The 14500-nt window shown below is 39.1% G+C and carries 16 protein-coding genes; 6 read left to right on the top strand and 10 right to left on the bottom strand.

Going from position 1 to position 14500, the window contains the following annotated elements; all coding sequences use genetic code 11:
* Window positions 1–11 precede the first annotated feature (11 nt).
* The 7 genes from JG479_RS14795 to zapB all read right to left on the bottom strand — a co-directional run bounded on the left by JG479_RS14795 (window position 12) and on the right by zapB (window position 5299).
* Window positions 12–851 (bottom strand): amidohydrolase family protein, encoded by an 840-nt coding sequence (locus JG479_RS14795; RefSeq protein ID WP_200219576.1) that lies wholly within the window; start codon window positions 849–851, stop codon window positions 12–14.
* Complete coding sequence (locus JG479_RS14790) at window positions 848–1576, bottom strand: SDR family NAD(P)-dependent oxidoreductase (protein ID WP_200219575.1); 729 nt, start codon at window positions 1574–1576, stop codon at window positions 848–850. Before JG479_RS14790 ends, JG479_RS14795 begins: the two co-directional genes overlap by 4 nt.
* A gap of 21 nt (window positions 1577–1597) precedes the next feature.
* Window positions 1598–2086 (bottom strand): FKBP-type peptidyl-prolyl cis-trans isomerase, encoded by a 489-nt coding sequence (locus JG479_RS14785; protein ID WP_002957860.1) that lies wholly within the window; start codon window positions 2084–2086, stop codon window positions 1598–1600.
* Between the two features lie 66 nt (window positions 2087–2152).
* Window positions 2153–3622, bottom strand: coding sequence for a LysM peptidoglycan-binding domain-containing protein (locus JG479_RS14780; protein ID WP_182712023.1), 1470 nt, complete (start codon window positions 3620–3622; stop codon window positions 2153–2155).
* Window positions 3623–3677: 55 nt separating this feature from the next.
* A complete protein-coding gene (locus tag JG479_RS14775; RefSeq protein ID WP_200219574.1) occupies window positions 3678–4700 on the bottom strand; it encodes an MBL fold metallo-hydrolase in 1023 nt (340 codons plus the stop codon).
* 63 nt (window positions 4701–4763) lie between these two features.
* Window positions 4764–5069, bottom strand: coding sequence for a cell division protein ZapA (locus JG479_RS14770; RefSeq protein ID WP_002957856.1), 306 nt, complete (start codon window positions 5067–5069; stop codon window positions 4764–4766).
* Complete coding sequence (gene zapB / locus JG479_RS14765; protein ID WP_002957855.1) at window positions 5069–5299, bottom strand: cell division protein ZapB; 231 nt, start codon at window positions 5297–5299, stop codon at window positions 5069–5071. The genes JG479_RS14770 and zapB overlap by 1 nt, the downstream gene beginning before the upstream one ends.
* A gap of 238 nt (window positions 5300–5537) precedes the next feature.
* Between zapB and JG479_RS14760 the strand changes: the two genes are divergently transcribed.
* Window positions 5538–6377 carry a 23S rRNA (adenine(2030)-N(6))-methyltransferase RlmJ gene (locus tag JG479_RS14760; RefSeq protein ID WP_182671457.1) on the top strand — a complete coding sequence of 280 codons (840 nt, stop codon included), beginning with the start codon at window positions 5538–5540 and terminating at the stop codon, window positions 6375–6377.
* Between the two features lie 106 nt (window positions 6378–6483).
* Here the strand turns inward: JG479_RS14760 and JG479_RS14755 are convergent, their stop codons facing one another.
* From JG479_RS14755 to JG479_RS14745, 3 genes are all read right to left on the bottom strand, one after another.
* Window positions 6484–7302 carry an META domain-containing protein gene (locus JG479_RS14755; protein ID WP_182732884.1) on the bottom strand — a complete coding sequence of 273 codons (819 nt, stop codon included), beginning with the start codon at window positions 7300–7302 and terminating at the stop codon, window positions 6484–6486.
* Window positions 7303–7423: 121 nt separating this feature from the next.
* Complete coding sequence (locus tag JG479_RS14750; RefSeq protein WP_007586451.1) at window positions 7424–7990, bottom strand: PhnA domain-containing protein; 567 nt, start codon at window positions 7988–7990, stop codon at window positions 7424–7426.
* Between the two features lie 78 nt (window positions 7991–8068).
* Window positions 8069–8818, bottom strand: a complete 750-nt coding sequence (locus JG479_RS14745; protein WP_200219573.1) for a substrate-binding periplasmic protein — start codon at window positions 8816–8818, stop codon at window positions 8069–8071.
* Between the two features lie 149 nt (window positions 8819–8967).
* Between JG479_RS14745 and JG479_RS14740 the strand changes: the two genes are divergently transcribed.
* The 5 genes from JG479_RS14740 to JG479_RS14720 all read left to right on the top strand — a co-directional run bounded on the left by JG479_RS14740 (window position 8968) and on the right by JG479_RS14720 (window position 14493).
* Window positions 8968–10233 carry an EAL and HDOD domain-containing protein gene (locus tag JG479_RS14740; RefSeq protein ID WP_200219572.1) on the top strand — a complete coding sequence of 422 codons (1266 nt, stop codon included), beginning with the start codon at window positions 8968–8970 and terminating at the stop codon, window positions 10231–10233.
* 2 nt (window positions 10234–10235) lie between these two features.
* Window positions 10236–10850, top strand: coding sequence for a paraquat-inducible protein A (locus tag JG479_RS14735; protein ID WP_002957849.1), 615 nt, complete (start codon window positions 10236–10238; stop codon window positions 10848–10850).
* A gap of 94 nt (window positions 10851–10944) precedes the next feature.
* Entirely contained in the window at window positions 10945–11307 is a 363-nt protein-coding gene (locus tag JG479_RS14730) for a hypothetical protein (RefSeq protein ID WP_307734244.1), read from the top strand.
* Between the two features lie 257 nt (window positions 11308–11564).
* The gene (locus JG479_RS14725; protein ID WP_200219571.1) at window positions 11565–12941 is read left to right on the top strand and encodes a TolC family protein; all 1377 of its coding nucleotides are present in this window, start codon (window positions 11565–11567) and stop codon (window positions 12939–12941) included.
* Window positions 12931–14493, top strand: coding sequence for an efflux RND transporter periplasmic adaptor subunit (locus JG479_RS14720; RefSeq protein ID WP_200219570.1), 1563 nt, complete (start codon window positions 12931–12933; stop codon window positions 14491–14493). Before JG479_RS14725 ends, JG479_RS14720 begins: the two co-directional genes overlap by 11 nt.
* Window positions 14494–14500 lie beyond the last annotated feature (7 nt).

The raw sequence follows: 14500 nt of genomic DNA, 5'->3' as shown, positions 1-14500 counted from the left end.
ACTAGTTTTACTTAAACTTGGTAGTAGTGCTTAGCGTTTGCATAGCTAAGGCCATGCCATGTCTTATCGTTTGAGCATAACGCCTTATGGCAGTGCCATAGGTTGTTGTAGCTTGTATTTATTTGGCACACAGGGAAGTTGCTAGCAAACATAATACGCTGCTGGCCAAAGTGATTAAAAAGAAAATTAAAACACGCGGCTTGTTGCTCACTGGTGAGCCTAAGTAATTCAAAACCAGAGAATTTAATTGCTATGTTGTCGTGCTGAGCAAGTAACTCAGCACCTTGTTGCCAGTCATTTAAATTACTTGGTAGTCCTGCATGATTAATTATAATTTGAAGCTGCGGTAGCTGCTTAGCGTAGTAAGCTATTTGTTTGGTTATTTCGCTATTTTCAATATCAAATTGAGCTTCAAAATGCAGTTTATTTGTAGCCAATAAATTAAGGTTATTAATACAATGAGGGCTTTTTAGTCTCACTGCATCATCGTCTTCGGTTATATCTCTTATACCACAAAGGCTTGAATGAGCCAGTGCATTTAGCGCGTGATTAAATTGCTCTGCGGGCGCATCAATTTGGTTGTAACTAATAGCCTTAAACGAAAGGTTTTTTAAATGCGAGCTTAGCCAGTTTAACTCGTTTATAGGTGATTGATTATCAAACCCAGCCTCAATGTGCACAATACCCGCAAGTTCAAAATCAGTACTTTTAACAAGTTGCTCTGCACTTATTGGTTGTTTAATTTTTTCTAGGTTAGGCCATGCTGGTGGGTTTTCGCCTTGTAGCCAAGTATATTGCCCCTCGGCAAGATTAAAAAAATGCACATGAGGGTCAATAATTTGCATGCTCATTGGGCAGTGTAACCACCATCAATACTTTGTAGGCTGCCTGTTATAAAACTGGCATCATCACTTGCTAAAAAGCTCACAAGGGCAGCAACCTCATCGGCTTGACCTAATCGGTTAAGCGGTTGAAGACTTGCTTCCTCGGCAACTATTTCAGCTTTGTTTGCGCCACTGTTTGCGCAGTACGCATCTATCGCGTTATGAAATAGCGGGGTTTCTATTGTGCCAGGGCATACCGCATTTACTCTAATATTAAAGCTCGCGTAATCAAGCGCCGTTGTTTTGGCCATTGAGGCAAGGGCATGTTTTGTTAGGTTATACGCAAAAGAGTTTTGCTTACCTATAATTGCTTGATCGGATGCGACTAATATAATAGCGCCGCTATTTTGCGCTTTCATGCTTGGCAATACGCTTTGTACTGCGGCATAGGCGCCTTTAACATTAAGCGCAAAAAGTGCATCGAGAGTTTGCTCATCGGTGCTTTCTATATTTGCGCTTAAGTGTTTTCCAGCATTAGAAACAAGTACATCAATGCGTTTGCTTTGTTCACAGATAGCGTTGATACAGCTTTGTACCGCCGATACATCACTTACATCACACAGATGAAATATACCAGTTTCGCTTGGCTCTATATCAAGGTTATGTACTTTATAGCCATTACTTAGCAAACGCTTTACAACAGCTAGACCAATTCCTTTTGTACCACCTGTAACTACTGCAACTTGAGACATACTTACTTCCTTTATTGCTAACTAGTGAGAGTGACCGCAGCCGCCTTCAGCGTGCACATGTCCGTGAGAAACTTCTTCACTTGTTGCTTCACGTACAGATACAACTTCAACGTCAAACGTTAGTGTTTTGCCCGCAAATGGGTGGTTTAAATCACAATCTGCGTTAAAACGACCAACCTTAACAATAGTAACCTGATGACGACCTTGGTTAGAGCTAACCATTGCTGTCATACCTGGTTTCCATACTTTAACGTCGCCTTGTAGGTGCTTAAGCGGAATACGTTGAATTAAGTCATCAACACGCTCGCCGTATGATTCACTTGGCTCTAGAGTTACACTAAATTTTTCGCCAGCTTCTTTGCCTTCAAGTGCTTTTTCTAAACCAGGAAGCATGCCTTCGCTGCCATGAATGTAAGTAAGTGGCGCTTCGTTTGTGCTACTTTCAATTTGTTCGCCCGCTTCGCTAAGGGTGTAATGAAATTCAACTGCTGAATTTTTGCTAATTTGCATGCTTGTCTCTTCATATAATAACTATGTTAGGGCGCAATTTTACGCGAAATATACTTGTTTATAAACTTAACGTGGCTGATTTAGTGTTTTTTGTAAATCTAGCAGTAAATCTTTTTTTATTGGTGCTGCTTTTTGCTTTTCAGCCTGTGGTATAAACAGTACTAATTGAGTGCCAGGCTTTAAAATGCTTGATGCAGAGAGTTTGTTCCATTTTGCCAAGTCGCTATGAGGTACATCATAAAGCTGACTTATACTCCAAAGGCTATCGCCTGACTTAACTTCGTAATCTATTTCAATGGTGGGGATCGCAATCTCTTGGTGTTCTAAATAAGGGCTGATTTTGTAATCAACAGTTAATGTGCTTGGCAGAGTTTTAGGTTGCCCAACTAATAACTTTTCTCCAACACCTATTAAATTATTATTTTTATTATTAAGTTGTTTTAAAGCTTTTACCGACATACTAAAACGCCTGGCGATACTGTAAAGCGTATCGTTTTGTTTAACGATGTACTCTCCAGCAAAATTTGATTTGAAGAACTGACTTTTTAATAATGCTTCTTGTCCTATAGGCAGCAGTAAAGTGTGCGGCCCGTTAGGTGAGCTTTGATTTTTTAAATATCCCTGATTAATAGCATGTAACTGCTTTGAACCTATACCAGAGAGCTTTGCAATGACTGAAAAGTCGAACTGCTGGCCTATATTCATCTGTGTTGTAAATGGTTTATATGCAAGCTTTGGACGTTTAATCCCTTTTTGTGGGTGTTTAACTAAATAGCTTAAAGCGAGTAACTTGGGTACATAGTCAGCGGTTTCTTTTGGCAGGCTGAGCGACCAGTAATCGGTGCTTTTACCGCGTTTTTTGTTTTTTTCGATTGCACGTTTAACACGGCCTTCACCACTATTATAAGCGGCCAAAGCGTGTAGCCAATTACCATCAAAGCGTTTATGTAAGTAACTTAAGTAATCAAGTGCAGCATCGGTTGAAGCAAGTACGTCTTGGCGCCCGTCATACCATTGGTCTGACTTAACACCAAAGTGATGCGCCGTTGCGCCAACTAATTGCCAAACACCAACAGCTTGCTGTGATGAGGCTATTGTTGGTCTAAAATCGCTTTCTACAAATGGTAGTAATGCGAGCTCCATAGGTAATTGCTTTTGCTCAATTTTTTTTACGATGTGATACAGGTAAGGCGCTGCGCGTTTGCTCACCGTTTGTAAGTAGTTAGGTTGCTTTGCATACCAGCTGATACGCTTTTTTAAAGCGCGATTTTGATAAATCGTAAAGTGTAGATTATTGGCTATATGCACCCACAGATCGGTGGTTTTTGGTGGGCGCTTTTTTACGATTGTTTTTTTGAATTGAAGTGGCGTAACTGGCTCATTAACTTGAGGCGTTTGAGCTACTTCCTCGTCAATATCATAAGTATAGTCAGGCTCAAAATGAGTAAATATTTGTGGAGCGTCTTGTGGTTCTTGCTCCGTTGATTGACAACCAAATAACAAAATACCCAAACAACATAAAACCAAACTGCGCATAGTGATCACTTTTGTAAATTCCTTTTATTATTTTAACACAATCCGTTGTGTTGAGTTATTCTGCGCTTTTTGCGCGATTTAGGCCAGCTTGTAAAAAGAAGTTGCTCGATTTTATATTAAGCGCTTCTTGTTTATAAGGCTCAATAACTGATTCAGGAAACGATAGCATTAACTGCTCAATACTTTGATCTTTATTGTTTTTAACGTGCTCTGTTATGGCTGTTAAAAATGATAGTGGCTGTTTCAGCTGCTCTTTTGTTAATGTGCCGCCGTGACCAGGTATAATAATAGCGAGCTTTTCATCGTTAATATATTGCTTAAGCAACGTTTGCCAACTATTAAGTTCGCCGTGACCAGGGTAAGGAAGCCAGTCAACGATATCGCCACCAATCAGCACACTGCCATTATTAGTAGTAATAGTTAAATCACCGTTAGTATGGGCTTGCTGCGGCTCAAGCGTTACCTCAAAACCACCAAGGTCGATAATTTTACGACTATTAATTACTATTTCGGGTTTGCTAAGCTGATACTCCTGCCAGCGAAAAAGTCGCTTTTTTGCAAGCTTTAACTTATCACGCCATTTAGCTTGCTCTTCTTTAGGGACATTCGCTAATCGTTGGTAGCTCAGCTCAATGCTCTTTTCATAGGTGTCTAGTTTGTCGGTATATGCTGTTTGGTAAAGGCTAAAATTTTTATTTACTTGCTGATGAACAACGAGCTTGGCATCAGGATAAAAATTTTGCATAACCGCCATACCTAGCAAGTGATCGTCATGGTAATGCGTGGCAACCAAATAGCATAAAGGTGTTTTAAGGCGTTTTTTTAAATCTTCAGCAAGTTGTTCAACTGCAGCAAAATTGGCACTCGTATCAACCAGTAGGGCACATTTTTCGCCTTCAATTAATACTTGGTTAGAGTCGTAAAAGCGAAGCTTGTCTTGTTGCTTTAAAAACTGAATATGAGGGTTTATTGTATTCCAAATAACGGCAGCGTAGGTGCTAGGTGCTATTGATAGTAACGTGCATGACAATAGTAAGTGCTTACATGAAGAGGTTATGTTTGAAAGTTTTAACTTCATTTATTATCTCTACGCTGAGGTTTAATTACTTTAATAATAAACAAAAAGCGCAGTATGCGCTTTTTATTTTTGGTGTTTGGGGTCATTTGCCAAATGCTGACTGAGTTTATCAATCAATTGGTCTTGATGCTGTTGTTCAACTGTAGCCTGTGTTTTTGCTTCTAGCAATTCGTGGCTTAAATTTAATGCTGCCATTAGTAGGGCTTTTTGATCGTTTCTAACGGTTGAGCGTTGTTTCATTTGCTCAACTAAGTCATTTAGATTTTTAGCTGCTGCTATTAATGCATCTTCCTGCCCTTCGGGGCAAGCAAATTGCTGCTCTTTACCTAGCAACTCAACAGTGACCCGCTGGTTTTGCAGCTCAGACATTAGCTAGCCTGTTGTGCGCTTTGTAATTTATCAAGAAGACCAGATAAAGTAGTGCTGGCATCTTTTTGCTTTTCTTCATTTTCTAAAGCTTCAAGCTGTAGTAATTCGTTTTCATCGCTTAGTTTAGTGTTCTGTTCTTTTAAAGTAGCAACATCTGTTTGTAATTGATTATTACGTTCGATTAAAGAATCGATCAGTTGTTCGAGTTGTTGAAGAGTAGTGTTGTTCATAAAGGCGCTCATATAACTGTAATTAATGTCATGCAAATGTAAAGCAAAGTGTGTTGATTTGCCAGCATTTACGGTGGTTTTAGCTGATTTTTCTTCTGCGTTAAGGGATAATTCAGCATATGAGCTTTTTCATTCAGAAATGGTTCACTTTAACACTCTCTTATCTTGGTGTGAGTTGCCAAAGCCTAGTGCTTATGGTTCACTTACGATATTAAATTGCGTATGGCGAAAATAAATAATGCTTAGTTACAGACACTCATTTCATGCGGGTAATCCTGCCGATGTACTTAAACATTTAGTACTGGCACAAGTACTAAATTACCAAACAATTAAAGATAAACCGCTTGATTATATAGACACGCATTCAGGTGCTGGCTTTTTTGAACTGGCAGCTGCTGATGCGCAAAAAACGCAAGAGTATCAAGATGGTATTGAAAAACTTTGGCAACATAAAAGTGAACATGCTGAGCTTAATGAGTACATTGAATTAATTAAGTCATTTAACGACACTGACGAACTTGCATTTTATCCGGGTTCACCAAAAATTGCAGAGCATTACTTGCGCCGCCAAGATAAGGGTTGGTTTTTTGAACTGCACCCGCGCGATTTATTATTACTTGAAGAAAATATGCAAGGTAAGCGCTCCATTCGTGTGCGCGGAGAAGATGGCTTTACCGGCTTAGTAGGATTATTACCACCAGCATCTCGCAGAGCGTGTGTGTTAATTGACCCTCCGTACGAAATTAAAGATGACTACGAAACGGTTGTAAAAACCTTAGTTAAAGCTCATCAGCGTTTTGCTACAGGTACTTATATGATTTGGTATCCGGTAGTAGACAGAGAGCGCATTGATAATATGGAGCAGGGCTTAATTGATTCAGGAATGCGCAACATTCAGCTATTTGAATTAGGCACTGAAGCGGACACTGACGTACACGGCATGACAGCATCTGGCATGATTGTGATTAACCCTCCATGGAAGCTAAAGCAAACAATGGATGCAATAATGCCTGAACTTGTTGATTTGTTGAGTGAGCCAAGTGGTTTTTACAGAAGTGAACAACTCGTTGATGAGTAGCTTTAAATAGCGCTTACAATGAAGATAAAATGCCCAGCTTTGCTGGGCATTTTATTTAAAATCAATACGAATGTGTTAGGTAACACATATATTAGGGAGCTAAATATTAATTAAAATAAACTGCGTTAAAAGTAGCAAGCGTATTACCGCTGTTGTTTTTAAGTTTCAGTGACTCGCCTGTAATTTCCCACTTTGAAGTATTGTTAAGTACGTTAGACATAGCTGCCTCTTGGTCCATATTCTCCGAACACATCTTTTTTGTACTCGCTAATTGACTAAGTGTAATTGTGTGCTGCTCGGTGCTATAACTTCCGCTAAAATTATTACAGCCTAAAAAGCCATTAACACGGTAGTCTTTATCGAACTGAATAAACGGCTCTTTAGTTGTAACATTTACTGTTTGAGCATTGATTGTTATTGCTTTCCAGTACGTGTTTGTAAGCGTTACGTCTGGCTTTTCAACGGATACTTTTGAAAGCTCAATTTTATAAGGGCCAGTTAGCTGTGACTCTCTAAATGGGTCGTTATTTGTGGTACTTGTGTAAAGTACTTTGTCTTTATTTATGATTCTGGCGCTTAGGCTATAGCGGTGTTTATCGTTAACTTTACTGGCATCATAAGTTAGCTCTACAGTAAATGGTGGGGCTTGGGTTATATCAATCACTTCTTGGGTTATTATATCTGCTTTTACATCCATTTTAGATACATCCGAAAGCGTAACGATTAACTGTGAACCGGGGCGAAGCATACTGCGATCTTTGTAGCTAACTTGGGTAGTTAGAGTCGATATTGATTTTGCTTGCTTTGTATTGTCAGTCGGCTTTGTTTGTTGATCACAACCGGTTATAGCAAAAGCGCTTAGTGCTAATAAACTAAGTCCTGTAAGTGCTTTTTTACGTGAATGTACTGCTTGATGCTTTTCCATGTTTGTTATCCTTACTCAATATTATCCCCCTAGTGTATTACCTAGTGACTTAATCATTCCTTAACTTATTTTAAACATAAAAAAAGGCGCATTAGCGCCTTTAATAATTAAAAACAAACGATTATTTTTTAACAAACTTAGTTAAAATAACAATGCGTTGGCCGTCAACTCGCCCTTCAATATGTTCAGGGTTGCTGGTTAGGCCAATATTACGAACAGCTGTTCCGCGTTTAGCTGTAAGGCTACTACCTTTAACGTCTAAGTCTTTAATTAAGGTAACAGTATCGCCTGCTTGAAGTACTACACCGTTGCTATCTACATGCTTTAAATCGTCATCTTCAGCAAGTGCTTTTTTAGCCCACGTTAGCGTATCTTCTTCAAGGTAAATCATGTCTAGCGCATCTTGTGCCCAGCCATTATCAGGCGCTAAACGCGAAAGCATTCTGTAAGCTACAACTTGTACTGCAGGAGTTTGGCTCCACATGCTATCGTTTAAACAGTGCCAATGCGTAGGCGTTATTTCGCTGTTATTCTCGATTTGATCTTTACATGTTTGACACGTGTAAATACATTTATCTGAGTGGGTTTCAGTTACCGGTGGTACTTCATAAACAGATAAGTTCTCGGTGGCTGCACACAATTCACATTGATTATTACTACGTTCGATTAAGGCTTTTTCAATACTCATGGGGCTCTTTCTGATTCTGGTCGAGTTAACATTTGCTGCTATTGTACTCCAAAACACGAGCTCTGCGCCATTAGTCCCTTAATTTTGTGTGGGTATATTACTCATATACTTATCTTCAATAGTTTTTATATATCCTTGAGCGTGAAGGTTTTTAATTGCTAGGTTTATCTGGGGCAATAATTCTTTGTGTTTGCTCAATAAGCGAATTCTTAAAAAACCATGGGAATGCTGTGCGCCAAAGGCAATGTTTATCCCTAACTGCTTTGCCCAATAGAGCGCAGTTAACTTACCTACTAGTGCAGCTTCTACACGGTTTCTTGATAGGGCTGTCATAAGTTCTTTTTCGGATGGAAAGTCAACACGCTCAAAGGTGTTGTCATTAAAGTAATAGTAACCTAGTACCGTTCCTATATTTTTACCCTTCAAGCTATCAGCGCTTTGCCAATGCTGGGCATTTTTAGGCAAGGTAACAATCATTTCTGTGGCATAAATAAGCGGCTCTGAAAAAACATAACGAGGGTCATTTCTCTCACTCTTTGAGAGCCATTCTAATGAAATAACATCAAAATCGATTATTTCATCTTGTAAATATTTGGTAATACGCTTTGTAGGTAGGTCGATATGAGAAGCTGCAATATTGGCATCATCGAGTACTTTTTCAATAATTTCGGGTAATATGCCAGGCTTTTCTTGATCATTTGTATAATATGGATAATGACTTCCTGACGCGCTAACATTATATTTGAGGGGAGTAGGATTAATGCTGGCATAGCTAAAAAATACAAATAGCAGAGGGCTCAGTACTAATAACCGAATAAAGTTAGTCAAATCTCTACCTTTTATATTAATATTTTATATTAGTGTTGTGTAATTTTAACGTTTTTGCAATGACGACTATATTTATCTTATGCGTGTTGCATTAAAGTACACATATTATTGGCTGTTTTGCCATCTTTTATTTATAGGTTTAGAGCCAAGTGAAATTACATAACATACCTGATGAAGTACAAAAAATAACTCAGTTTGTTGCGCGGCAACCTATTTTTGATATAGACCAGAATGTTTTCTCGTACGAATTGCTTTATAGAGACTCAGCCAATAATGCGTTTCCTGTAGGCACTTCAGATGTCCATGCGACAAGCCGCCTATTTTTTAATGCTTTAATGTTGGTTGGTTTAGATAGACTTACCGCACATCATTTAGCTTTTATAAACTTGTCATCAGAAACTATTCTCGATAACTTCCCCAAACTTTTATTGCCAGAAAATAGTGTTATTGAAATAGTGGAGCGCACGGGTAATATTCCTGCGGTGGCTGAGCGTGTGCAAGAACTTAAAAAAGAAGGGTATGTTTTTGCGTTAGATGATTACGATGGCGATCCAAAATGGGAGCCACTGTTAGCACATGTTGATTACATAAAAATTGAGATAGATGATCCGGTTATTAAAACCAATATGCGCATTAAAAAAATAAAACGCGCAAATCCACATGCAAAAATAATTGTTGAACGAATAGAGACGCATGAACAATTTAATGTATTAAAATTGGCTGGCTGCGATTTATTTCAGGGGTTCTTTTTTTCTCGCCCAGAAATGATTACGTATAAAGGTGTAGAGCCTTCAAAGCTAACCGTTTTTGATCTATTGCGTTTTACAGCAAAAGAAACACTTTGCTTTAAAGAAGTTCATCAACGAGTGGCCAGAGATGTCGCCATAACAGCGAGGGTTTTAAAGCTAGCTAACGCGCGTTCAGGCAAAGCAAATTTAGTCATTACGTCTATTTCACAAGCGGTTATTTATTTAGGTGAGGACACAATAAGACAATTTGTTCGCGTATTAGCAATTAGTGAGTTGGGGGTCGAAAAACCAACCGAATTAACTAAGCTTGCTTTAACGCGGGCTCAATTTATGTCGCTAATATTGGAGCAAAATAATAAAGAGTTGACCGAGCAAGGGTATCTGGTGGGTTTGTTCTCGGTGCTTGATGCTATTTTAGATGCTGATTTAAAAGACATAGTTAAAGAGTTTACTTTAGATGCTGCAATATCTGATGCGTTACTATTAGAGAGCGGCATCTTAGGGAACTGTTTATCGCTTATAAAAGAGTTTGAATTAGATAATATAGATGAAGCTATGGTCCATTTGGCCAACATAAACTCAGAGCTGCATATTGGCGATATATTTAATTTTTTATTGGATGCTGTTTTATACAGTGATGACATTATTGAGGCAATAGCAGAATAAATATGCGTAATTGGTTGTCGGTTATAAGTGTAGTGGTTGCTCTTTGTTTATTGTTTCCTGGTATTACAAAACCAGTATTAACAATAGAGGGCAACATAGATAAATCAAAACTAGCGCAAGCGGGCATTGAAATGCTGGCTGAAGAGGGCGATGGTCGAACTCGCAGTATGCTAATGATGTTCTCGAATATGCTAGGGCTTGATAAGTTAGAGGGCGAGATTAGCGCCTATAACAAAACACAAAGTATTTTAGGCACAGTTAAAGAGCTTGCTAGCAATAATAATTTATTTGTAGCTGCTTTAGTGGGTTTGTTTTCTATTGTTATTCCAAGCTTGAAGCTGCTATTACAATTGCTTTATTGTTGCCTACCTTTGAATGGGTTGAAGCAAAAGCTCGGTCTGGTTATTTGTGCATTAAGTAAGTGGAGCATGGTTGATGTATTTGTTATTGCATTAATAGTGACTTACCTAGCAGGTAACGCTCATGGTAAAAGTGGTGAGCTACTTGTTATGAATGCCCAATTTGGTGAGGGCTTTTGGTATTTTAGCGCATATTGTATATTTGCAATTATAGCGAGTAACTTAATTAAAACACCTGAAAAACCGCAGTCTACATAATTAAAGTATTTGTGGTTGCCGTTAGGTTATCTTACAATCATTTTAAAATTTATTAAAAGGCATAATGTTGCAACGTTTTTACTCTAGTTTACTCATGATAACTTTACTGCTCACTTTTGTGGGTCAGGCAGTTGCGTCTGTAGCTATGGTATGCGAAATGCCACATATGCCAACGAAAACAGCAATGCATGCCCAAATGCCAATGACACAAAGTAGTGATACAACAGCTGTCGCTAGCATGTCTGAAAATATGATGCAGATGGATTGTTGCGACGACGAAAGTACGCCACAAAATGATTGCAAATGCCCTATCAGTGGCTGCGCTGCTAATTCAATGCTTAATGTTGATACTTTATTTAGCGTTACTTTACTTGAATCTGAAAAAGTAAATATAAGTGTATTTACTACACAAATTAATATACCTCGTTCACTCTACCGCCCTCCCATGTCTGCTTAATAGCAGGATAGGTGTAATATCAATTTTATTGAAAACATGCTCATTCTAGGAACTAAATACCTCTCTAACTGCGTTAAAAATTACTTATATAAAGCAACTATACTGCGTAATTTTTTCCTTGTTATAGAGCTATTTCCCTACCGCAATAATAGATCATTAATTCAATGCAATTGATATAAAAGGTTTTTGTAAAACTCCTAAACACCTTTTTTGCTTCCTAATTTAAGAATTTCTTTTATTTTTAGATGGAGCAGGTGATGAACCACGCTGTAAGTATTAAAGCCGTATTATGTAGTGTTGTGTTATTTAGCACAGCTGTTAATGCGCAAAACAATTCAAATAACCTAAATATCGATACGCTAAAGCAAGCCCGCAATGAGCAAACGCTTAGCTTAACGCAAGCGCTTAATTATGCACTAACGCATGAGCCATGGCTAAAAGCGAGTGGCTACCAAGAAGATGCCACAATAGCGCAAAGTATTGCCGCAGGCACCTTACCCGATCCTGTTTTAACGGTTGGCTTACTTAACTTACCTACTAACGGTTATGCGTTTGATCAAGAAGGGATGACGCAGCTTAAAGTCGATTTGAGCCAAAAGTTTAGCCGAGGGGATAGTTTAGCACTTAAACAAAAGGCATTAGCTCAGTCTGCTCAACAATATCCTTGGCAGCGCGCCGATCGCTTAGCACAAGTAAAAGCAATTGTGATTGAGTCGTGGTTAAACGCGTATCGTGCTCAGCGAAGTATTGCTTTAATTGAGCAAGATAAAGGGCTATTTACTCAGCTTATTGAAATTACCGAAGCAAGCTACGCAAGTACCTTAGGTAAAACACGCCAGCAAGATATTATTCGTGCGCAATTAGAGCTCACTCGCCTTGAAGATAAGCTGGTTATGCTTGAGCAGCAATTTGAAAGTGCTAAAAACCGTTTAGCACAGTGGTTACCTATGAATATGCTTATGCAGCCCTTAAATGCCGAATTTACTAAAACCACAGGGCTGGTTGATTTTGCAAACCTTGAATTTGATAAATTAATACAGTTGCTTATGGCGCATCCCGCAATTATTGCGATAGAAAAAACCGTCACCGCAAAGCAAACCGAAGTTGCACTCGCCAAGCAAAGTTACAAACCTCAAATGGGCGTTAATGTGGGTTATGGTTACCGAGATGATACGCCTATGGGGGAGTCGCGAGCTGATTTACTTTCAGTAGGATTTAGCATTGATTTGCCATTGTTTACTGATAACAGACAAGATCAACAGGTTAAATCGGCTATTGCTAGTGCAGAAGCTACTAAAACACAAAAGCTGGTGGCGCTTCAAAAACTCAAAGGCATGTACTTTAAGGAGTTTAGCCAACTCGCTCGTTTGCAAAAACGCGATGCGCTTTATCAAAATACGTTATTACCGCAAATGTCAGAGCAATCTCAAGCAACACTAAATGCTTATACGCGCGACGATGGGGATTTTTCTGACGTGATGCGCGCGCGTATTAGTGAGCTTAACGCCAAAATAGACGCGCTTAATATTCAAGTAGATCAGCATATTATTACCGCTCGCCTTAATTATTATGCAAGTAGCTTAGACCCCCAAGTAATGAGCGATAAAACTGGAGAATTACATAATGAATACTAATTTAAAGTTACTTGTTGCTGCCTTAGTCGGTGCGGGCGCATTTGCGTTAATTGGCGCCTTAGTAATGCAGTTTTTACCTAGCAACTCGGCAATGCATGAACAACAAAGCGCTGACAAACAGCCCTTATATTGGGTAGCCCCTATGGATAGTAATTACAGGCGTGACGCGCCAGGGCTGTCGCCAATGGGAATGGATTTAGTCCCTGTATATGAAAACGATAGCAACGCTCAGGATGGACCAGGTGCAGTAACTATTTCGCCTGCAGTAGTTAATAACTTGGGCGTAAGAACTGCCAAAGTAGAGCTTAAAACACTTCACAGCGATATAAATACTGTAGGGTATGTGCAATATAACCAAGACCAACTTATTCACATTCATCCGCGTGTAGAGGGCTGGATTGAAAGCTTGTACGTTAAAGCACAAGGTGCCCAAGTTAAAGCCGGTGAACCTTTATATACTTTGTATTCACCACAATTGGTGAACGCACAGGAAGAGCTTTTACTGGCGGTGAATCGTAATAATACCGTGTTAATTCGCGCTGCAAAGGCACGTTTAGAGTCGTTAAATGTGTCTGATGGATTTATCGAGCGCTTACAAAAAAATAAAAAGATAATGCAAAATATTACTTTTTACGCAAAGCAAAGTGGTGTGGTAGATGAGCTAACAGTACGAGAAGGCTTTTACGTTAAACCAGGCACATCAATGATGAGTATTGCCCAGCTTGATGAAATCTGGGTAGAGGCCGAAGTGTTCGAGCGCCAATCAGAACAAGTGAGCGTTGGTTTACCTGTAACGATGACGCTTGATTACTTAAAAGGTCAAAAGTGGGAAGGTAAGGTTGATTACATTTACCCCGCGCTTGATGCTAAAAACCGGACTCTGCGTGTAAGGCTCAGGTTTGAAAATGCAGATCATCGGTTAAAACCAAATATGTTTGCACAAGTGAGCATTCACGCTAAAGCGAGTAAGGCGCAATTTACAGTCCCTAAAGAAGCGGTAATTCGCACGCAGCATCAAAACCGTGTGGTTATTGCATTAGGTGAGGGTCGTTTTAAATCGGTAGAAGTCGAAGTTGGGCAAATTAATAGTAATGAAGCGGTCATTTTGTCAGGTGTGACGACAGGTGACACGGTAGTGACCTCAGCGCAATTTTTAATAGATTCTGAGTCAAGTAAGAGCTCCGACTTTAAACGAATGGAAATGCCTAGTTCTAGCATTAGCTCAGGTATGAGCTCGGATTCTGGTTCAGGCTCTAATATGAACATGGATATGCTGCCACAAAGCGCCACGGTTAACGGCACTATTAATGCCATAGATACACAAAATCGCATTATTAATATTAGCCGAGAAGCCATTGAAAAATGGAATCGAGAACCCGCCACAATGGACTTTGTATTAGCGCCAGATATTGATATTACTCAGTTTGAAAATGCCCTGTATATTAATTTTACTTTTAGCATTATTAATGATGAATTTGTAATTACTAAAGCGCAAAACGCAGAGCCGATTGATCATTCTACTATGCAACCTATGCAACACAGTTCTCACTAGGAGCCAT

The sequence above is a fragment of the Pseudoalteromonas sp. LC2018020214 genome, from assembly GCF_016598755.1.
Classification (GTDB): domain Bacteria; phylum Pseudomonadota; class Gammaproteobacteria; order Enterobacterales; family Alteromonadaceae; genus Pseudoalteromonas; species Pseudoalteromonas distincta.
Note: the sequence above shows the minus strand (reverse complement) of the source record. Positions and strands in the feature narration are given on the sequence as shown.

Coding starts and splice junctions, on each gene's coding strand:
- JG479_RS14725 (WP_200219571.1), top strand. CDS start 11,565: ATGAACCACGCTGTAAGTATTAAAGCCGTATTATGTAGTGTTGTGTTA.
- JG479_RS14720 (WP_200219570.1), top strand. CDS start 12,931: ATGAATACTAATTTAAAGTTACTTGTTGCTGCCTTAGTCGGTGCGGGC.
- JG479_RS14770 (WP_002957856.1), bottom strand. CDS start 5,069: ATGTCTGAGCTGCAAAACCAGCGGGTCACTGTTGAGTTGCTAGGTAAA.
- JG479_RS14735 (WP_002957849.1), top strand. CDS start 10,236: ATGCGTAATTGGTTGTCGGTTATAAGTGTAGTGGTTGCTCTTTGTTTA.
- JG479_RS14750 (WP_007586451.1), bottom strand. CDS start 7,990: ATGAGTATTGAAAAAGCCTTAATCGAACGTAGTAATAATCAATGTGAA.
- JG479_RS14785 (WP_002957860.1), bottom strand. CDS start 2,086: ATGCAAATTAGCAAAAATTCAGCAGTTGAATTTCATTACACCCTTAGC.
- JG479_RS14780 (WP_182712023.1), bottom strand. CDS start 3,622: ATGCGCAGTTTGGTTTTATGTTGTTTGGGTATTTTGTTATTTGGTTGT.
- JG479_RS14795 (WP_200219576.1), bottom strand. CDS start 851: ATGAGCATGCAAATTATTGACCCTCATGTGCATTTTTTTAATCTTGCC.
- JG479_RS14755 (WP_182732884.1), bottom strand. CDS start 7,302: ATGGAAAAGCATCAAGCAGTACATTCACGTAAAAAAGCACTTACAGGA.
- JG479_RS14760 (WP_182671457.1), top strand. CDS start 5,538: ATGCTTAGTTACAGACACTCATTTCATGCGGGTAATCCTGCCGATGTA.
- zapB (WP_002957855.1), bottom strand. CDS start 5,299: ATGAACAACACTACTCTTCAACAACTCGAACAACTGATCGATTCTTTA.
- JG479_RS14790 (WP_200219575.1), bottom strand. CDS start 1,576: ATGTCTCAAGTTGCAGTAGTTACAGGTGGTACAAAAGGAATTGGTCTA.
- JG479_RS14730 (WP_307734244.1), top strand. CDS start 10,945: ATGATAACTTTACTGCTCACTTTTGTGGGTCAGGCAGTTGCGTCTGTA.
- JG479_RS14775 (WP_200219574.1), bottom strand. CDS start 4,700: ATGAAGTTAAAACTTTCAAACATAACCTCTTCATGTAAGCACTTACTA.